Origin of the sequence: Actinosynnema sp. CA-299493 (assembly GCF_050946825.1) — a bacterium.
Lineage (GTDB): Bacteria > Actinomycetota > Actinomycetes > Mycobacteriales > Pseudonocardiaceae > Actinosynnema.
In genome coordinates this window covers 4,468,686-4,491,245 of the sequence record NZ_CP191993.1, presented here as the reverse complement: position 1 = coordinate 4,491,245, position 22,560 = coordinate 4,468,686, and the positions used below count along the sequence as shown (strand labels likewise).

The window sequence follows — 22,560 nt, the reverse complement described above, 5'->3', positions numbered from 1 at the left end:
CAGCTACTCCCCCGCGGTGCGGTGCTCGCCCGATCGGATGACCTGGGTCCTGCGGTGTTCGTCGTCGAGGATGCTGAACAGCTCGCTGTCGGTGGCGTCGTCCAGGTCGTCCTCGGGCTGGGCGCGCTTGGCGGTCCACGACGCCAGCAGCGCTTCCAGTCGTGCGGCGACGGCGTCGTGGTCGGCGACCTCCGCCCGGTCCAGCGCGGACTTGAGCTGGTCGAGTTCGGCCAGCAGCGGGTCGGGTGCGCTCGCGGACAGCCGTTCCCGCAGGTGGTCGGCCAGCCGGCCCGGGGTCGGGTGGTCGAAGGTGAGCGTGGCGGGCAGTCGCAGCCCGGTGTCCGCGTCGAGCTGGTTGCGCAGCTCCACGGCGGTCAGCGAGTCGAACCCGAGGTCCTTGAACGCCTGGTGCGGGCCGATGGCGTCGGTGGTGGCGTGGCCGAGCACCCGGGCCACCGCGCGGCGGACCAGGACCAGCACGTCGTGCGTCGGTTCGACCTGACCGGCGCCGGACCGGTCTGCCGCGTGGCGTGGCCGGACCAGCGGCTGGTCCGCCGTGCGGCGGTCGAGCCGGACCGGCGCCAGCACGGGTTCACCCGCCGTGAGGGCGGCGTCGAACAGGGCCAGGGCCTCCTCGGTCGCCATCGGCAGCACGCCCGCCTTGGCGATCCGGCGCCGGTCGGCGTCGGTGAGCTTGCCCGTCATGCCGCTGGTCTGCGCCCACGGGCCCCAGGCCAGGGACACGGCGGGCAGGCCGTTGGCGTGCCGGTGCGTGGCCAGGGCGTCGAGGAACGTGTTCGCGGCGGCGTAGTTGGCCTGCCCCGGCCCGCCCAGCAGGCCGGCCGCGGAGGAGAACAGGACGAACGCCTCCAGGTCGTCGGTCAGCTCGTGCAGGTGCAGCGCGGCGGCGGCCTTGGGCTCCCAGACCGCGGCGAACCGCTCGGCGTCCAGCGACTGCACCACGGCGTCGTCCAGCACACCGGCCGTGTGGACGACCGAGGTGACGGGGTGCTCGGCCAGCAGGCGCGCCACGGCGTCGCGGTCGGCCACGTCGCAGGCGACCACCGTGACATCGGCCCCGGCCAGGTCCGCGATCAGCTCGGCGACGCCGGGCGCGTCCGGCCCGCGTCGACTGGCCAGGACCAGCCGCGTGACGCCGTGCTCGGCGACCAGGTGGCGGGCGACCGCGCCGCCGAGCACGCCGGTGCCGCCGGTGACGAGCACCGCGCCGTCCGGGCTGAGGGTGGACGGCAGCGGCGCGTACTCGGCGCGTTCCAGGCTGGGCAGGTGGGCGCGGCCGGCCCGGATCGCCAGCTGCGGCTCGTCGCCGACCACCAGGACCGGCCCGTCGCTGTCGACCAGCACGAACCGCCCGGGGTGCTCGGACGCGGCGGAGCGGACCAGGCCCCACACGGCGGCGGCCCGGAGGTCGGTCACGTCCTCACCCCGCACCGACACCGCGCCGCGCGTCACCACGACCAGCCGGGCCGCACCGTCGTTCCCGGCCAGGAACTCCTGCACGACGCCCAGGGTCTCGACGGGGTCGGTGGCGTGGTGGACCTGGTCGGTCTGCCCGGTCGGTTCGGTGGCAGCGTCAGTCTCGTGCCAGGCGACCCGGTACAGGGATTGCCGGCGCGGAGCCTCTTGCGGGGTGCGGAGGGTCAGCGACTCGATGGCTGCGACGGGCTCGCCGGCCGGGCCGACCAGGCTGACCCGGTAGGTCTCGGGGCCGGTCGCGGTGAGCTTGGCGCGGACCGCGGTGTGACCGGGCGACCAGACCGTGACGCCGCTGAAGGAGAACGGCAGCTTGGCGCGGTCGTCGGCGATCGTGACGGCGTGGAGGACGGCGTCCAGCAGCGCGGGGTGCAGGGTGAACCGGTCGCCGTCGGCGGGGAGCCGGACGTCCGCGTAGAGGTCGTCGCCGTGCCGCCGGACGGCCCGCAGGCCCCGGAACGTCGGGCCGTACTCGAACCCGGCGTCGGCCAGGGACTCGTAGAAGCCGGTCAGGTCGACCGGTTCGGTGGCCGGTTCCGTCCACGGCGTCGGCGCCGAGGCCGCGCCCAGCAGACCGGTGGCGTGCCGCCGCCAGTCGTCGTCCGACCTGGAGTGGATGGCGACGGCGCGTCGTCCGGCCTGGTCGGGCGCGCCGACCGTGACCCGCACGTCGACCGCCCCCGCCAGCACCAGCGGCGCCTCCAGCGTCAACTCCTCGACCGCCGCGCAGTCGACCTGGCCGCCGGCCCGCAACGCCAGCTCCACCAACGCCGCCCCCGGCAGCAGCACGGAACCGAGCACGGTGTGCTCCGCGAGCCAGGGCTGGGTGGCCGGGGACAGCTGCCCGGTCAGCACCACGCCCTGGTCGTCCGCCAACTCCACCACCGCGCCCAGCAGCGGGTGGTCGACCGCGGCGAGCCCGGCGCCCGTGACGTCCGTCGCCGCGGCCGGCATCAGCCAGAACCGCTCACGCTGGAACGCGTAGGTCGGCAGCTCGGCGTGCACGGCGTGCGTGGTGGGCTCGGTAGGCAACGTCCACTCGGCCCCACCGACCCACAACTTGCCCAGGGCGGCGAGGAGTCGTTCGGGTGAGTCGTCCTCCCGACGCATCACCCCCGTCGGCACCAGCGTGGGATGCGGACCGATCTCCAGGAACGTGGTCACGCCATTGGCGCGCAACCACTCCATGCCATCCTCGAACCGCACCGCCTCCCGCGCCTGACGCACCCAATAGCCTGCGTCGAAGATCGTGCCTGCGGAGAGGTCCCCGCCCAGGGGACCCCTGTTCTCAACGCTATCCGAACCGTCCGACGAAATCGTCGACACGATCGGGAACTGGGGATAACCGAACGACAACCCCTCCACCACCCGCCCGAACTCCCCCAGCATCGGCTCCATGTGAGCCGAGTGGAACGCATGACTCACCGCCAACCGCCGCGTCTCGTGCCCCAAGGTCTCCCACAGGTCCGCGACCTCCAGCACCGCGTCCTCGTCACCGGAGATGACCACCGCCTCGGGCCCGTTGACGGCCGCGATCTCGACACCATCGGGCAACGTCTCCGCCACCTCCGCCGAAGCGGCCCGGATCGACACCATCGCGCCACCCGGCGGCAACCCCTGCATCAACCGACCACGCGCCAACACCAACGTGCACGCGTCCTCCAGGCTCAGCACACCCGCAACATGCGCGGCGGCGATCTCACCCACCGAATGCCCGATCAAATAGTCGGGCCGCACACCCAGCGACTCCACCAACCGGAACAGGGCAACCTCGACCGCGAACAACGCCGGCTGCGTGAACCCCGTCTGATCCAGATCGGCCTCCCACAACGACAAACCAAGCCGACCGCACACCTCGTCCACAACCTCCGCGAACACCGGATACGCGTCATAAAGACCACGACCCATACCACGCCACTGCGAACCCTGACCCGAGAACACGAACGCCGTCTTGCCGGTCCGAGCTTCGCCGATCGGCACGTCACCCCGGGCCAGCGCGTCGAGATCCGCGGCGAGCGTCGCCGGATCGGTGAGCGCGGCGCGATAGGAGAACCGCGCCCGCGTCGCCAGAGCGGCACCGACCGCCGGGTCGTCCGCAAAATCGCGCAGCCGCTGTGCCTGCGCGCGCAGCGCCTCCGGCGACTTCGCCGACAACAACCACGGCACCCGCTCGACCTCGACCGGCTCAGCCGAAGGAACGTGTTCCAGGATCACGTGCGCGTTCGTCCCGCTGATCCCGAAGGACGACACACCGGCACGGCGGGGCCGGTCGACGTCGGGCCAGGGCGTGGGCTCGGTGAGGAGCCGGACATCGCCGGTCTCCCAGTCCACGTGCGTGGTCGGCCGGTCGACGTGCAGCGTGCGAGGCAGCACGCCGTGCCGCATGGCCATGATCATCTTGATGACGCCCGCGATACCCGCAGCCGCCTGCGTATGACCGATGTTCGACTTCACCGAACCCAACCACAACGGCTCCGAACGCTCCTGACCATACGTAGCCAACAACGCCTGAGCCTCAATCGGATCACCCAACGTCGTACCAGTCCCATGCGCCTCCACCGCATCCACATCCGACGACACCAAACCCGCATTCGCCAAAGCCTGACGAATCACCCGCTCCTGAGACGGACCATTAGGCGCAGTCAAACCATTCGACGCACCATCCTGATTCACCGCCGAACCCGCCACCACCGCCAACACCCGATGCCCGAGCCGACGCGCCTCCGACAACCGCTCCAACAACACCAAACCGGCGCCTTCGGACCAGCTCGTCCCGTCGGCCGCGTCGGCGAACGACTTGATCCGCCCGTCCGCCGCCAGGCCCCGCTGCCGGGAGAACTCCACGTACCCGGACGGCGTCGCCATCACCGTCACGCCACCGGCCAGCGCCAGCGTGCACTCCCCCGACCGCAGCGCCTGCGCGGCCAGGTGGATCGCCACCAACGACGACGAGCACGCCGTGTCCACCGACACCGCCGGACCTTCCAAACCGAGCAGGTACGACACCCGCCCGGACGTCACGCTCGTGGCGGTGCCGGTCGACAGGTAGCCCTCCAGGTCGGGCGGCTGGGCGCCGGAGCCGTACCCGGACGACCAGATGCCGGTGAAGACACCCGTGTGGCTCCCCTGCAACGACGTCGGGTCGATGCCCGCGTGCTCGAACGCCTCCCACGCCGTCTCCAACAACACCCGCTGCTGCGGATCCATCGCCAACGCCTCACGCGGCGAGATCCCGAAGAACGCCGCGTCGAACCCGGCCGCGTCGCGGAGGAAGCCACCCGAACGCGTGTAGCTGGTGCCGGGCCCGCCCGCCGGGTCGTAGAGCCTGTCCAGGTCCCAGCCGCGATCGTCCGGGAAGTCGCCGATCGCGTCGACACCGTCCGCGACGAGCCGCCACAGGTCCGCCGCCGACGCGACACCGCCCGGGTAGCGGCACGCCATGCCGACCACCACGATCGGGTCGTCGGTGACGGCCACCGCGACCGGCGCGACGGTCTCGCGTTCCCGGCCGAGCAGGAGTCCTCGCAGGTGGGTCGCGAGCGCGGTCGGCGTCGGGTGGTCGAACGTCAGCGTGGCGGGCAGCTTCACGCCCAGCGCGGAGGCCAGCCGGTTGCGCAGCTCCACCGCGGTCAACGAGTCGAACCCGAGGTCCTTGAACGCCCGGTGCGCGGCCACCCCGTCGGTGCGTCCCAGCACCACGGCGGTGTGCGTGCCGACCAGGTCGAGCACGACGGCGTGCTGTTCAGTCTCGGGCAGCGAAGCGAGCCGCTGCGCCAGGTCCGAGTCCACGACCCGACGCGCCCGCCGGGTCAACCCGCGCAACGACGGCGCGGTGAGGTCGAGCCGGGCGGGCACCACCGCGGGCGCGCCGTCGGCCAATGCCGCGTCGAACAGCGCCAAGGCGTGCTCGGTGGACATCGGCACGATGCCGGACCGCTCCAGGCGGCTCTGGTCGGCTTCGGTGAGGTGACCGGTCAAGCCGCTGGCCTGCTCCCACTGCCCCCAGGCCAGCGACACGGCGGGCAGGCCCAGGGCGTGCCGGTGGGTGGCGAGGGCGTCCAGGAAGGCGTTGGCGGCGGCGTAGTTGCCCTGACCCGCGCCACCGAGCACCCCGGCCGCCGACGAGAACAGCACGAACGCCGTCAAGTCACGGGTCAGCTCGTGCAGGTGCCACGCGGCGTCCACCTTGGGCCGCAGCACGTCGTGCAGGCGTTCGGGGGTCAGCGAGGTCACCACGGCGTCGTCCAGCGCACCCGCCGCGTGCACGACGGCGCACAGGTCGGGGATCGTGGCGAGCACGTCGGCGAGCGCCGCCCGGTCGGTCACGTCGCACGCGACCACCGACACGTCCGCGCCCTCGATCGCCACCTCGCCGCCGCGACGGCTGAGCAGCACCAGCCGCCGGACGCCGTGCCGCGCCACCAGGTGCCGGGCCACCAGGACGCCCAGCGTGCCGGTGCCGCCGGTGATCAGCACGGTGCCGTCCAGGTCGAGCGCGCGGTTCGAGCCCGGCGCCCGGTTCAACCGGGGCGCGAGCACCGCGTCACCGCGGACCGCCACCTGGAACTCGTCGGCCGGGACGCGAACCTCGCCGTCGTGGTCCACGTCGACCAGGGCGAACCGGCCGGGGTGCTCGGTCTCGGCCGCCCGCACCAACCCCCAGACCGCGGCGGCGGCCAGGTCGGTCACCTCACCTGGCCCGGCCGCGCCGTGCGTGACGATCGCGAGCCTGCCGTCGTCGGAGGTGCGCAGGAAGTCCTGGAGGACGGCCAACGTCCCGGCGGCCAGGGCGTGCGCGGCTCGCACCGGGTCGTCTCCCGGCGCGCTGACCACGTGGTGCACGGCGGTGTCCTCGAACGACGGTGCGACCGGCACCCAGTCGAGCCGGAACACCCGGTTGTCGCGGGTCTGGAAGTCCGCCGTCATCGGCCGCACGGTCAGCGCGTCCACCACGGCCACGGGCTCGCCCACGTCGGTGGTGAGCAGCACCCGGTAGGTGTCGGGCCCGGTCGGCGTCAGGCGGACGCGTGCCGCCGTCACGTCGGTCCTCAGCACGGCGACGCCGGCGAACGAGAACGGCAGCCGGCCCGCCGCGACCAGCGTGAGCGGCTGCAACGCGGCGTCCAGCAACGCGGGGTGCAGGCCGAAGCCGTCACGGGTGTCCAGGGCGACCTCGGCGTACAGCTCGTCACCGTGCCGCCACACCGCTCGCACGCCCTCGAACGCCGGGCCGTACTCGTAGCCGCGGGCCGCGAGGTCGTCGTAGAAGCCGGTGAGGTCGACGGGTTCGGCGTCCGACGGCCACCGGAGGGGGCGGAACGCGGGCACGTCGACGCCGAGCGTGCCGGTGGCGTGCCGGACCCAGTCGCCGTCGACGCGGGAGTGGACGGCGACCTCCGTGCCGTCGACCACCACCTGCACCGGCACGGGGTCCTGCGCGGACAGCACCATCGGGGCTTCCAGCAGCAGCTCGTCCAGCACGTGCCGGCCGACCTGGGCGCCGGCCCGCAGGGCGAGTTCGACGAAACCGGTGCCGGGCAGGAGCACCGAGCCGTGGATGGCGTGATCGGCCAGCCACGGCTGGGTGGCCGTCGACAGCCGCCCGGTGAGCACCACCCCGTGCCCCGCCGCGAGTTCCACGGCCGCGCCGAGCAGCGGGTGGTCGGTCGCGTCGAGGCCGGCCGCGGTCACGTCGGCGGACCCCGGCACGGGGGCCAGCCAGTAGCGGTCGTGCTGGAACGGGTAGGTGGGCAGGTCGACGTGACCGGCGGCGGGCAGGGTCCAGTCGACGTCCACGCCGGCGACGAACAGGCGGGCAGCGGCGGCGGTGAAGTCGCCGTGATCGCGGCGCAGGGTGCCGGTGGCGACCGGGACGTCCAACGCGGGCACCAGCACCGGATGCGGACTGACCTCCACGAACACCCCGTGCCCAGCAGCCGTCAACGCCTCGACGGCACGATCGAACCGCACCGGCTCACGCAAGTTCCGATACCAATAAGCGGCATCGACCACCTCCACCAAACCCTCGGCCACCGTGGAGTAGAACGGAACCCGCGCCGGCTGTGGGCTGATCTCCGCCAGATCCGCCAACAACCGCTCCCGAACCGCCTCCACCTGCGCCGAATGCGCCGCGTAGTCCACCGGGAGTACGCGGGCCCGGATGCCTTCGGCCTCGCAGACCGCCACGAGTTCGGCGAGCGCGACCGGTTCGCCGGACACGACCACCGAGTCCGCCGCGTTCACCACCGCGATCGACAGCCGATCACCCCAACGGGACAACAACTCCGCGTCGGGAGGCAGGGTCACCGACACCATGCCGCCCAAGCCGGAAATCGCCACCAAAGCCTTGCTGCGCAACGCGACCACCCGCGCCGCATCCTCCAGCGACAACGCCCCCGCCACGTAAGCCGCCGCGATCTCACCCTGCGAATGCCCCACCACCGCATCCGGCTCGACACCACGCGAACGCCACAACGCCGCCAACGACACCATCATCGCGAACAACGCCGGCTGCACCACATCCACACGATCCAACGAACCGCCGGCCAACACCTCCACCAACGACCAGTCGACGTACGGCTCCAACGCCCGCCCACACGCGTCGACCGCATCCCGGAACACCGGCTCCGCCGCGTACAACTCCCGACCCATCCCCACCCACTGCGCACCCTGACCCGGGAACACGAACACCGACTTCCCCAACACAGACGCCACACCCGTCACCACACCCGGATGCTCACGACCCTCCGCCAACGCACCCAAAGCCACCGGATCCAACACCACCGCACGATGATCAAAACGCGCCCGACCCGCCAGGACGCGGGCCACGGCGGACGCGTCAGCCTCGGTGACGGCCCGGGCCAGCCGGCGAGCCTGGTCGCGCAACGCCCGCTCGGACTTGCCCGTGATCACCCACGGGGCCTGACCGACGTCCCCGGCCAACTCCGCGACGGTCTCGGGGGCCTGCTCGATGATGACGTGCGCGTTGGTGCCGCTCACCCCGAACGACGACACACCCGCCCGGCGCGGACGACCGACCTCAGGCCACGCGACCGGTTCGGTCAGCAACCGGATATCCCCGGCCGTCCAGTCCACGTGCGGCGTCGGCTCGTCCACGTGCAACGTCTTCGGCAACCGACCGTGCCGCAACGCCATCACCATCTTGATCACACCCGCCACACCCGCAGCCGCCTGCGTGTGACCGATGTTCGACTTCACCGACCCCAACCACAGCGGCTCGGACCGCTCCGCCCCGTACGTCGCCAACAACGCCTGGGCCTCGATCGGATCGCCCAGCGTGGTGCCGGTACCGTGCGCCTCGACGGCGTCCACTTCGGACGGACGAACGCCGGCACTCGCCAGGGCCTGGCGGATAACCCGCTCCTGCGACGGACCGTTCGGCGCGGTCAGACCGTTCGACGCGCCGTCCTGGTTCACGGCCGAACCCGCCACCACCGCCAACACCCGGTGCCCGAGTCGACGCGCGTCCGACAACCGCTCCAACAGCACCAGACCCGCGCCCTCACCCCAACTCGTGCCGTCGGCGGCAGCGGAGAACGGCTTGCACCGACCGTCCGCCGCCAACCCGCGCTGCCGCGAGAACTCGGTGAACCCCAGCGGGTTCACGATCACCGTCACACCGCCGGCCAACGCCAGGTCGCACTCACCCGACCGCAGCGCCTGCGCGGCCAGGTGCATCGCCACCAGCGACGACGAGCACGCGGAGTCCACCGACACGGCCTGGCCGCGCAACCCGAGCAGGTAGGCGACGCGACCGGACGTGACGCTCGGTGAGATGCCGGTCGCCAGGTAGCCCTCGGCGTCACGCGGGGCCTGGTCGACCACGCCCCCGTACCCGGAAGACCACAGGCCGGTGAACACGCCCGTCTGACTGCCCCGCAACGAGGTCGGGTCGATGCCGGCGTGCTCGATGGTCTCCCACGCGGTCTCCAGCAGCACGCGTTGTTGCGGGTCCATCGCCAACGCCTCACGGGGCGAGATGCCGAAGAAGTCCGCGTCGAACCCGGCCGCGTCGCTCAGGAAGCCGCCGGACCGGGTGTAGCTGGTCCCGGGGTGGTCGGGGTCCGGGTGGTAGAGGCGGTCCAGGTCCCAGCCGCGGTCGGTCGGGAAGTCGCCGATGGCGTCGACCCCGTCCACCACCAGCCGCCACAGGTCGTCCGGCGACTCGACACCGCCCGGCAGCCGACAGCCCATGCCCACGATCACGATCGGGTCGTCGTCCTCCGCGGCGCGCACGACCGGCTCGACGGTCTCGGGACGCGTGCCCGACAGCTCCTGCCGCAGGTGCTCGGCCAGTTCCTCGGGCGTCGGGTGGTCGAAGACGAGGGTCGCGGGCAGGCGGAGGCCGGTCGCGGTGGTGAGCCGGTTGCGCAGCTCCACGGCGGTGAGCGAGTCGAACCCGAGGTCGCGGAAGGCCAGCCGGGGGTTGATCGCGGACGCGTCGGTGTGCCCGAGCACGGCCGTGGTGTGGGTGGTGACGAGGGACAGCAGGTCGGTCCGGGGCGCGGCGGGTGGCGGGAGCGCGCGGGGCGCGCGGGTGGTCAGGTGCGCGGTCGTCACCGCGGGCTGTCCGCTCGCGAGTGCCGCGTCGAACAGGGCCAATGCCTGTTCGGTCGTCATCGGGGCGATGCCGGCGCGGGCGAAGCGCTCCTTGTCCGTCGCGGTGAGGTGCGCGGTCATGCCCGACGTCTCGGCCCAGTGGCCCCAGGCCATCGAGACGGCCGGCAGGCCGAGGGCGTGCCGGTGCCGGGCGAGGGCGTCGAGGTAGGAGTTGGCGGCGGCGTAGTTGGCCTGGCCGGCGTTGCCCAGCACGCCGGCGGCGGCGGAGAACAGCACGAACGCGTCCAGGTCGGCGGTCAGCTCGTGCAGGTGCCAGGCGCCGTCCACCTTGGGCCGCAGCACGCGGTCCAGCTGTTCAGGGGTGAGGCCCTGCACCACGGCGTCGTCCAGCACACCGGCGGCGTGCACCACGACGGTCAGGTCGGGGATCGACGCCAGCAGCTCCGCGACCTGCGTGCGATCGGCCACGTCGCACGCGACCACGCGCACGTCCGCGTCCAGCTCCGGTGCCTCGCCACCGCTGCGGCTCGCCAGCACCAGCCGCCGCACGCCGTGGCGGGAGACCAGGTGCCGCGCCAACGCCCGCCCGAGCGTCCCGGTGCCGCCGGTGACCAACACCGTGCCGTCGGCGAGCCGGGGCACGGTGAGCACCAGCTTGCCGACGTGCCCGGCCTGGCTCATCAGCCGGAACGCGTCCACCGCGCGCCGGACGTCGTGGGTGGCGACGGGCGGCAGCCGGAGCGCGCCGTCGCCGAACAGCCGCAGCACCTCGGTCAGCACGTCACCCAGGTGGGCGGGGTCGGCGTCGTTGAGGTCGAACGCCCGGTAGTCGACTCCGTCGAGGACCCGGATGTCCGTCTTGCCCATCTCCACGAACCGGCCACCGGGCGCGAGCAGGCGCAACGACGCGTCGGTGAACTCACCGGCCAGGGAGTTCAGCACCACGTCCACGTGCGGGAACAGCTGCTCGAACTCCAACGTCCGCGACGACGCGATGTGGTCATCGGCCAAACCCAAGCCACGCAACGCGTCCCACTTGCCGGGGCTCGCCGTGGCGAACACCTCCGCGCCCAGGTGCCGGGCCAACTGGATGGCCGCCATGCCGACGCCACCCGCGCCGGAGTGGATCAGGACCCGGTCGCCCGGCCGGACGCGGCCGAGGTCCACCAGCCCGTGCCACGCGGTCAGGAACGCCACCGGGACCGCGGCGGCCTGCGTGAACGACCAGCCGTCCGGGACCGGGGCGAGCACCCGCCCGTCGGCGACGGCACGCGGCCCGAACGCGCCGGACGCGAGACCGAGCACCCGGTCACCCACCTGCCACCGCGTGACACCGGGCCCGACCTCTACGATCGTCCCGGCCGCCTCGCCGCCCAGCGACGCCGCGTCCGGGTACATCCCCAACGCGATGAGCACGTCCCGGAAGTTCACCCCCGCCGCGCGCACCCCGAGGCGCACCTGGCCCGGTGCCAACGGCGGCTCGGCCACCTCCGCGAACGTCAGGTCGTCCAGGCTGCCCGTGCCCGACTCGACCAGTCGCCACGGACCGTCGAGCGACGTCGGCCGCGACCGGAACGGCACCTGCCGGGGTGCCAGGACCGCGTCACCGCGGATCGCCAGCTCCACCTCGTCGCCCGCCACGGCCGCCGCGTCCGACGCCTGCGCCACCGTCGCGTCGCCGGCCAACCCGACCGCCACCAACCGGCCCGGGTGCTCGGCGGCGGCGCTGCGGACCAGCCCGCGAACCGCCGCACCCGCCGGGTCGTCCGCCAGGGTCGGCACGACCAGCCGCGCCCGGTCGTCGGAGGCCAGGAACTCCTGGACCAGGCCGAGCGCCCGTCGGGTGAGGTCGTGCACGGACTCGGCGTCGGCCGGGCCGCTCAGCAGCGGCGCGAGGCGCACGGGCACCGGTGCGGACTCCGCCGGCGGCACCCATTCGGTGCGCAGCAGCGTGGTCGCGGGCTCGGCGGCGGGTCGCACGGTCAGCGCTTCGATCGTCGCCACCGGCGCGCCCGCGAGGTCGGTCAACGTGACCGCGTACGCGTCCGGGCCGGTGCGGGTCAGGTGGACGCGGACCGCCGAGAGACCCGTCGTGTGCACGGCGATGCCGGTGAAGGAGAAGGGCAGGCGCAGGCGGGTGTCCGGGTGCAGCAGGATCACCGGTTGCAGCGCGGCGTCCAGCAGCGCCGGGTGCAGGCCGAACTTGGCCCCGTCCGGCACCTGGACCTCGGCGAACAGCTCGTCGTCGCCGCGCCACAGCGCCCGCACGCCCCGGAAGGCCGGGCCGTACTCGTAGCCGAGGTCGGCGAGGTGGTCGTAGAACCCGTCCGGGTCGACCTGCTCGCCCGTGGGCTCCCACGCGGAGGCGGTCGGTGCCTGGGCGTGGTCGAGCGTGCCGGAGGCGTGGCGGACCCACTCACCGTCGACCTTCGAGTGCACGACGACCGGTCGGCGTCCCGCGTGGTCCGGCGCGCCTGCGGACACCTGGACGTGCGTCGGGCGTTCGGTCACGGTCAGCGGCACGTGCAGCACGAGGTCCGCGACGACCGGGCAGCCCAGGGCACGTCCCGCCGCGGCGGCCAGTTCCACGAACGCCGTGCCGGGCAGCAGCACCGTGCCGTCGACGGCGTGGTCGGCCAGCCACGGGTGGGTGCGGGTCGAGAGGCGACCGGTCAGCACCGCGCCCTGGTCGTCCGGCAGGTCCACGGACGCGTCCAGCAACGGGTGGCCGAGCGTGGACTCCGCCGTGCTCGGCACGAGCCAGTAGCGCGTCCGCTGGAACGGGTAGGTCGGCACTGCGATCCGCCCCGGGGTCGACCGGGGCAGCGGGAAGCCGCGCACGACCAGGGTGGCCAGTGCGGCGCGGAAGTCGCCGTGGTCGCGGCGGAGGGTGCCGGTGGCGACCGGGACGTCCAGCGCGGGCACCAGCACCGGGTGCGGGCTGACCTCCACGAACACCTCGTGCCCGGCGGCCAGCAGCGCCGCCGTCGCCCGGTCGAAGCGCACCGGCTCCCGCAGGTTCCGGTACCAGTAGGCGGCATCGACGGTCTCGACCGGCTCACCGGTCACCGTCGAGTAGAACGGCACGCGGCCACGCCTCGGCGTGATGTCGGCCAGGTCGGCGAGCAGTTGTTCCCGGATCGCCTCGACCTGCGCCGAGTGCGCCGCGTAGTCCACCGGGATCCGCCGCGCGTTGACACCCTCCCGCTCGCACAGCGCCACCAGCTCGTCCAACGCGCCCGGCTCACCCGACACCACCACCGTGGACGCAGAGTTCATCACCGCGATCGACAGCCGATCACCCCAACGGGACAACAACTCCGCGTCCGGCGGCAACGACACCGACACCATGCCGCCCTGACCACTGATCGCCACCAAAGCCTTACTGCGCAACGCGACCACCCGCGCCGCATCCTCCAGCGACAACGCCCCCGCCACATACGCCGCCGCGATCTCACCCTGCGAATGCCCCACCACCGCATCCGGCACGACACCACGCGAACGCCACAACGCCGCCAACGACACCATCATCGCGAACAACGCCGGCTGCACCACATCTACACGATCCAACCCACCGCCGGCCAACACCTCCACCAACGACCAATCCACATGCGGAGCCAACGCCCGCTCGCACGCGTCCACCGCATCCCGGAACACCGGCTCGGACGCGTACAACTCCCGACCCATCCCCACCCACTGCGCACCCTGACCCGGGAACACGAACACAGACTTCCCCAACACAGACGCCGTGCCCGTCACCACACCCGGATGCTCACGACCCTCCGCCAACGCACCCAAAGCCACCGGATCCAACACCACCGCACGATGATCAAAACGCGCCCGACCAGCCAGTGCCCGACCGATCTCGGCGTTCTCGCCCGGACGTTCGGCCACGAAGTCGCGCAGCCGACGCGCTTGGTCCCGCAACGCCTCCGGTGTCTTGGCCGACAACAGCCAGAGCGGGTCGGACTCCTCCGGCCGCGCCACCTCGGGCGCCTGCTCGATGATCGTGTGCGCGTTCGTGCCGCTGATGCCGAACGCCGATACGGCCGCCCGCCGAGGACGGTCGGTGTCCGGCCAGGCGACGGACTCGGTCAGCAACCGGACGTTGCCGGCCTCCCAGTCCACGTGCGGCGACGGCTCGTCCACGTGCAACGTCTTGGGCAGCACGCCGTGCCGCAGCGCCATCACCATCTTGATCACACCGGCGGCGCCGGCGGCGGCCTGCGTGTGGCCGATGTTCGACTTCACGGAGCCCAGCCACAACGGCTCCGCACGCCCGACGCCGTACGTGGCCAGCAGGGCCTGCGCTTCGATCGGATCACCCAACGTGGTGCCGGTGCCGTGCGCCTCCACCGCGTCCACGTCGGACGGCTCCAGACCCGCGTTCGCCAACGCCTGCCGGATCACCCGCTCCTGAGACGGACCGTTCGGCGCGGTCAAACCATTCGACGCACCGTCCTGGTTGACCGCGGTCCCCCGCACGACGGCCAGCACGTGGTGGCCGTTGCGGCGGGCGTCGGACAGGCGTTCCAGCAGCAGCAGGCCCGCGCCCTCGGCCCACCCGGCGCCGTCGGCGGCGGCGGCGAAGGACTTGCTGCGGCCGTCCGGCGCGCTCGCGCCCTGCCGGGACATCTCGGTGAACAACGACGGCGAGGCGTTGACCGTGACCCCGCCGGCCAGCGCGAGGTCGCACTCGCCGGACCGCAGCGCCTGCGCGGCCAAGTGCAGCGCGACCAGCGACGACGAGCACCCGGTGTCCAGCGACAGCGCCGGCCCGACCAGGCCGAGCAGGTAGGAGAGCCGCCCGGAGCCGATGCTGGTCGCCGTGCCGGTGACCTGGTAGCCCTCCAGGTCGTCCGGGATGGGCCCGGCGGCGTACCCGGTGGACCAGATGCCGGTGAACACACCCGTCTCACTGCCCTGCAACGACGTCGGGTCGATGCCCGCGTGCTCGAACGCCTCCCACGCCGTCTCCAACAACACCCGCTGCTGAGGATCCATCGCCAACGCCTCACGCGGCGAGATCCCGAAGAACGCCGCGTCGAACCCGGCCGCGTCGGTCAGGAACCCGCCGTGCCGGGTGGACGACGTGCGTGGCCGGGCGGACGTGGGGTCGAACAGCCGGTCCAGGTCCCAGCCGCGGTCGTCGGGGAACCCGCCGATGGCGTCCACTCCCCCGAACACCAGCCGCCACAGGTCGTCCGGCGACTCGACGCCGCCGGGGAACCGGCAGCCCATGCCGACGATCGCGATCGGCTCGTCGGTCGCCACCGCGGACGTGGTGGCGGTGGCGGCGCGCTCACCGCGCAGGTGTGCGGCGAGCCGTTCGGGCGTGGGGTGGTCGAAGACCAGCGTGGACGGCAGCCGGCGGCCCAGGGCGGTGGCGAGGCGGTTGCGCAGTTCGACGGCGGTCAGCGAGTCGAAGCCGAGGTCCTTGAACGCACGGCCGGTGTCGACGGCGTCCGACGAGGCGTGGCCCAGCACGGCGGCGGTGTGGGTGGCGATCACGTCGAGCACGTCCACGTCGGACGGCACGGCGGCGGGCTCGGCCCGCTCCTCCCGGACCTGGGCCTCGGGCAGGTCGGCGAGCAGCCTGCTCGGCCGCAGGCGGGTGTACGCGGGGGCGAACTCCGCCCAGTCGACCGGGGTGACCACGGCGTGCGGCACGTCCTGGTCGAGCACGTCCCGCAACGCCGCCAGCGCCCGCCCGGACGGCATCTCGCCGAGGCCGAGCAGCCGCCGCTGCCGCCGCACCGACTCCAGCGCGGCCATGCCGCCCTCGGCCCAGATGCCCCACGCCACCGACGTGGTCGCCCGGCCCTCGGCGCGGTGCCGGGCGGCGAGGGCGTCGAGGAACGTGTTGCCCGCCGCGTAGGCCGCGCCGTGCCCGTCGCCCCAGACCCCGGCCGTGGACGAGAACAGCACGAACGCGTCGAGGTCGGGCAGCAGGTCGGCGAGGTGCGTCGCGCCCGCGACCTTGGCGGTGATCACGTCGGCGAACCCGGCCACGTCGTCGTCGGCCAGCCGGCCGGACCTGATCACGCCGGCCGTGTGGAACACCGACCTGACGTCACCGACCTCGGCCAGCAACGCCGCCAGCGCGGCCCGGTCCGCCACGTCGCACGCGGCCACCGTGACCCGCGCGCCGGCGGAGGCCAGTTCCTCCCGCAGTTCGGCCGCGCCGGGGGCGTCCGGCCCGCTGCGGCTGACCAGCACCAGGTGCTCGGCGCCCTGGCCGACGAGCCAGCGGGCCACCTGCGCGCCGAGCGCGCCCGTGCCGCCCGTGATCAGGGCCGTTCCCCCGGGCCGCCACGTCCGGACCGGCGGGGTCGGCCTGGCCCGGCGCAGCCTGCGGGCGAAGACGCCCTCGGCGCGGATCGACACCTGGTCCTCCCGGCCGCCGATCGCGGCAAGCAGGCGTCGCACGCCCACCGCGTCCGGTGTGGCCGGGACGTCCACGAGACCGCCCCACCGGTCGGGGAACTCCAGGGCGGCCGAGGTGCCCAGTCCCCAGACCAGCGCCTGCCGCGGCCGGTCGCCGAACGCGCCGCTGGTCACGCACCACAGCGGGGCTCCGAGGTCCCGCACCGCGGCCAACGTCCGCGCCAAGCCGACGGGCACGGCCGGGTGGTCCGGGTGCGGCGAGTCGTCCAGCGCCAGGAACGACAGCACGCCGTCGACCCGTTCCGCCGTGTCGACCACCTCGACACCGCTGTCCCGCAACGCCTCGACCGCCGCGTCCACCCACGGGTGCCCGCCGTCGGGTCGCAGCACCAGCCACCGCCCGGCCGGCGCGGAGGTGGGCGTCACGGGCGTCCACGTGACCTCGTACCGCCACGGGTCCACGGTCTGCGTCGTGGGGGTGAGCCAGTACTGCTCGTGCTGGAAGGCGTAGGTCGGCAGGTCCGCACCACCGGCCGGCGGCAGCGCGGGGGTCCAGTCGACGTCCACGCCGGCGACGAACAGCCGTCCGGCCGCCGTGAGGAACTCCCCGGTCCCACCCTGGTCACGGCGCAGGGTGCCGGTGGCGACCGGGACGTCCAGCGCGGGCACCAGCACCGGATGCGGGCTGACCTCCACGAACACCCCGTGCCCAGCAGCCGTCAACGCCTCGACGGCACGATCGAACCGCACCGGCTCACGCAGGTTCCGATACCAATAAGCGGCATCGACCACCTCCACCAAACCCTCGGCCACCGTGGAGTAGAACGGAACCCGCGCCGGCTGTGGACTGATCTCCGCCAAATCCGCCAACAACCGCTCCCGAACCGCCTCCACCTGTGCCGAATGCGCCGCGTAGTCCACCGGGATCCGCCGCGCGTTGACACCCTCGCGCTCGCACAGCGCCACCAGCTCGTCCAACGCGCCCGGTTCGCCGGACACCACCACCGTGGACGCCGAGTTGACCACCGCGACCGTCAGCCGATCACCCCAACGGGACAACAACTCCGCGTCGGGAGGCAGGGTCACCGACACCATGCCGCCCAAGCCGGAAATCGCCACCAGAGCTTTGCTGCGCAACGCGACGACCCGGGCCGCGTCCTCCAAGGAGAGCGCTCCGGCCACGTGAGCCGCCGCGATCTCACCCTGCGAGTGGCCGACCACGGCGTCCGGCTCGACACCGAACGAACGCCACAACGCCGCCAGCGACACCATCATCGCGAACAACGCGGGCTGCACCACATCCACACGATCCAACGAACCGCCGGCCAACACCTCCACCAACGACCAATCGACGTACGGCTCCAACGCCCGCTCGCACGCGTCGACGGTCTCCCGGAACACCGGCTCGGTCGCGTACAACTCCCGGCCCATCCCCACCCACTGCGCACCCTGACCCGGGAACACGAACACCAGGTCACCGGTGGTGGCCGGAGGGGCGGCCGGTGGCGGGGTGGCGAGCAGCCCGGCCCGATCCGCGCCGACCAGCACTGCGCGGTGGCGGAACCGGGCGCGGGTGGCCAGTTCACCGGCGACAGCGGCGACCGGCACGTCCGGGTGCGTGAGCGCGTACTCGCGCAGCCGTTCGACTTGGGTGTGCAGCGCCGCCTCGGTCTTCGCGCTCACCAGCCACGGCACCGCCCGGTCCTCGTCGACCGGCGTGGCGACGGCGTCGGGGGACTGCTGGAGCACGAGGTGGGCGTTCGTGCCGCTGATGCCGAACGCCGAGACGGCCGCGCGCCGAGGACGGTCGGTGTCCGGCCAGGTGGCGGGCTCGGTGAGCAGCCGGATGTCCCCGGCCGTCCAGTCCACGTGCGGCGTCGGCTCGTCCACGTGCAACGTCTTGGGCAGCACGCCGTGCCGCAGCGCCATCACCATCTTGATCACACCCGCCACACCGGCCGCCGCCTGCGTGTGGCCGATGTTCGACTTCACCGACCCCAACCACAACGGCTCCGCGCGGTCCTGGCCGTAGGTGGTCAACAGCGCCTGGGCCTCGATCGGGTCGCCCAAGGTGGTGCCCGTGCCGTGCGCCTCGACCGCGTCCACGTCGGACGGCCGCAGGCCGGCGTTCGCCAGGGCCTGCCGGATCACCCGCTCCTGAGACGGACCGTTCGGCGCGGTCAGACCGTTCGACGCACCGTCCTGGTTCACCGCCGAACCCGCCACCACCGCCAACACCCGGTGCCCGAGCCGACGCGCGTCAGACAACCGCTCCAACAGCACCAGACCCGCGCCCTCGCCCCAGCTCGTGCCGTCGGCGGAGGCGGAGAACGGCTTGCTGCGGCCGTCCGGCGCGAGCCCGCGCTGCCGCGAGAACTCGGTGAAGATGACCGGCGTCGCCATCACCGTGACGCCACCGGCCAGCGCCAGGTCGCACTCGCCGGACCGCAGCGCCTGCGCCGCCAGGTGGATCGCCACCAGCGACGACGAGCACGCCGTGTCGACCGACAGGGCCGGGCCGCGCAGACCCAGGTGGTAGGCGACCCGGCCGGACGTCACGCTCGTCGCCGTGCCGGTGACCAGGTAGCCCTCGACGTCCTCGGGCACCGGCGTGCCGACCGCGTACCCGGACGACCAGATGCCGGTGAACACCCCCGTCCGGCTCCCGTGCAACGAGGTCGGGTCGATCCCCGCGTGCTCGAACGTCTCCCACGCCGTCTCCAGCACCAAACGCTGCTGAGGATCCATCGCCACCGCCTCACGCGGCGAGATCCCGAAGAACGACGCGTCGAACCCACCCACGTCGGCCAGGAACCCGCCCTCGGCCACGGCGCTCGTGCCGCCGCTGCGCAGCTCCGGGTCGTGCAGCCGGCCCAGGTCCCAGCCGCGGTCGGCCGGGAAGCCGCCGATCGCGTCCACCTCGGCGGTCACCAGCCGCCACAGGTCCTCCGGCGACGCCACGCCGCCGGGGAACCGGCAGCCCATCCCGACGATGACGATCGGGTCGTCGTCCACCGCCGCCGCGCGGGCCACCACCGCCACGCCGGCCGGCTCGTCCACTGCGCCGTCACGCAGGTGCGCCACCAGTTCGGCGGGCGTCGGGTGGTCGTAGATCAGCCCGGACGACAGCCGCAGGCCGAGCGCGTTGTTGATGCGGTCGCGCAGCGCGACACCCATGACCGAGTCGAACCCGAGGTCCTTGAACGTCAGGGTGGGGTCGATCTCGTCGGCGTCGGCGTGCCCGAGCACGGCCGCGATGGCGGCCGTCACCTGGTCGCCGGGGTCGGCGGTCGGCTCGGCGGGCGCTTCGGGCGTGACGCCGCCCAGCCAGTGCGACCGGCGTTGGAACGCGTACGCGGGCAGGTCGACCGGCTCGACCCGGGCCGGGAACGCGGGCGTGAAGTCGACGTGCCCACCGGCCACGAACACCCGGCTCAACGCGGCCAGGAACTCCTCCCGCCCGCCCTGGTCGCGGCGCAGGGTGCCGGTGGCCACCGCGACGTCCAGCGCCGGCGCCAGCACCGGGTGCGGGCTCACCTCGATCAGCACGTCGTGGCCGTCGGCGGCCAGCGCGGCGGTGGCCAGGTCGAACCGGACCGGCTCGCGCAGGTTGCGGTACCAGTAGTCGGCGTCGAGGCCGGTGGTGTCGAGCAGGCCGCCGGTGACCGCCGAGTAGAACGGCACGTCCCCCGGCCGGGGCCGCACGTCGGCGAGGTCGGCCAGCAGCCGTCGCCGAATGGCGGACACCTGCGCCGAATGGGCGGCGTAATCCACCGGAATGGCGCGCGCCCGAATGCCGGCCGTCTCGCACGCCGCCGACAACTCGGCCAGCGCGGCGGGCTCACCGGACACCACGACCGCGCCGGGAGCATTCACCACGGCGACCGTCAACCGGTCGCCCCAGCGTGCCGTGAATTGTTCGGCCTGGTCGACCGGAAGTGTGACGGAAATCATTCCGCCCTGTCCAGCCAATGAGATGAGGGCGCGGCTGCGCAATGCCACCACGCGTGCCGCGTCGGCCAACGACAATGCGCCCGCCACGTGCGCGGCGGCGATTTCGCCTTGGGAATGGCCGACCACCGCGTCCGGTTCGACGCCGTGGGACCGCCACAGCGCGGCCAGCGACACCATCACCGCGAACAGCGTCGGCTGCACCACGTCCACCCGGTCCAGCGCGTCGCCGTGCAGCACGTCGACCAGCGACCAGTCGGTGTGGGGCGCGAGGGCGGCGGCGCAGGCGTCGACGCTGTCCCGGAACACCGGCTCGCTCGCGTAGAGGTCGCGGCCCATGCCGACCCACTGCGCGCCCTGGCCGGGGAAGACGAACGCGGTCCGGCCCAGGTCGGCGGCCCGGCCGGTGACCAGGTCCGGCGCCGGGCGGCCTTCGGCGAGCGCGGTGAGCGAGGCCTCGCCGAGGACGACGGCCCGGTGGGTGAAGTGCGTGCGCGTGGTCGCCAGCGCGTGGCCGACCTCGGCGGGGGTCGGTCCGGGGTGGTCGGCGAGGTGGTCGTGCAGCCGCCTGGCCTGCGCCCGCAGCGCCTGCTCGGTCTTGCCGGACAGCAACCACGGCATCGCTCCCGACCCGGGCTCCTCGGTCTCGACCGGCTCCCGGTCCGGGGGTTGGGCGACGACGACGTGCGCGTTCGTGCCGCCCATGCCGAAGGCCGACACGCCCGCGATCAGCGGCCGGTCGGCGCGCGGCCACGGGGTGAGCTCGGTCTGCACGCGCAGCTTCAGCTCGTCGAACGGGATGGCGGGGTTGGGCGTGACGTGGTTGAGGCTGGCCGGCAGGGCGCGGTGGCGGATGCTCAGCACGGTCTTGAGCAGGCCGACGATGCCCGCCGCGCCCTCCAGGTGGCCGACGTTGGTCTTCGCCGAGCCGACCAGCAGCTCGGTGGCGCGCCCGGCGTGCGCGGCGCCGAGGCCGGCGGCTTCGACCGGGTCGCCGACCGGGGTGCCGGTGCCGTGCAGCTCGACGTACTGCACGTCGTCCGGTCGGACGTCCGCGCTGGTCAAAGCGTCGCCGATGACCTGGGCCTGCGCGTGGGCGCTGGGCACGGTGAGGCTGCGGGTCGGGCCGTCGTTGTTCACCGCGCTGCCGAGGATCACCGCGTGCACCGGGTCGCCGTCGGCGAGCGCCCGGGCCAGCGGCTTGAGCACGACCACGCCGCCGCCCTCGCCGCGGGCGAACCCGTTGGCGCGGGCGTCGAAGGTGTGGCTGCGGCCGTCCGGCGACAGCCCGCCGAACTCGACCCCGCTCGCCTCGCGACCGGCGGCGAGGTTGAGGTTCACCGCGCCGGCCAGGGCGAGCGCCGTCTCGCCGCGCCGCAGGCTCTCCACCGCCAGGTGCACCGCGACCAGCGCGGACGACTGCGCCGCGTCCACGGTGAGGCTGGGTCCGCGCACGCCGAGGAAGTGCGACACGCGGTTGGCGATGACGCCCCGGTTCGTGCCGGTCATCGTGTGCGGGGTGACGTGCGCCGGGTAGCTCAGGGTGGTGTAGTCGTCCCAGGTCGCGCCGATGAACACGCCCGTGCGTCCGCCGGTGAGCGTGCCGGGGACGATCCGCGCGTCCTCCAGGGCCTCCCACGCCAGCTCCAGCACCAGCCGCTGCTGCGGGTCCATCGCGGCGGCCTCGCGGGGCGAGACGCCGAAGAACGCCGCGTCGAAGGCGTCCACCTGGTCCAGGAAGCCCGCGGGCAGGTCGCCCGCACGGCCGGGCGGCGGCGCGGTGATCGCGTCCAGGCCGTCGCGCAGCAGCCGCCAGAACGCGGCGGTGTCCGGTGCGCCCGGCAGCCGGCAGGACATTCCGACGATCGCGATCCGGTCGTCCGCACGAGACATTTCCCCACCCATCGGGTCACCCTGTTCCGCTCGCGAGAATTCGGGACGGTTCCCGGACGAAAGCAACGCGGCCCGCGCCACCGCGGTGTCGAGCAGTTGTTCCCCCGGCGGTGGAAAAAGGACGACCCGAACGTACCTCGGTTCCGCACGGCCCGGCTACTGGCGTATCGCGTTTCCGTCGAGCAGGCATCGGGATTCCGATCGTGCCACTGGCACCGGCGACGCGATTCGGCTTCAATGCCGCCGCGCTTGGCG

Annotated in this window: 1 protein-coding gene; it reads right to left on the bottom strand. The window is 73.3% G+C overall.

Going from position 1 to position 22,560, the window contains the following annotated elements; translation table 11 throughout:
* Positions 1-3: 3 nt before the first annotated feature.
* A complete protein-coding gene (locus tag ACQPYE_RS18430; protein ID WP_498722612.1) occupies positions 4-22,305 on the bottom strand; it encodes an SDR family NAD(P)-dependent oxidoreductase in 22,302 nt (7,433 codons plus the stop codon).
* Positions 22,306-22,560 lie beyond the last annotated feature (255 nt).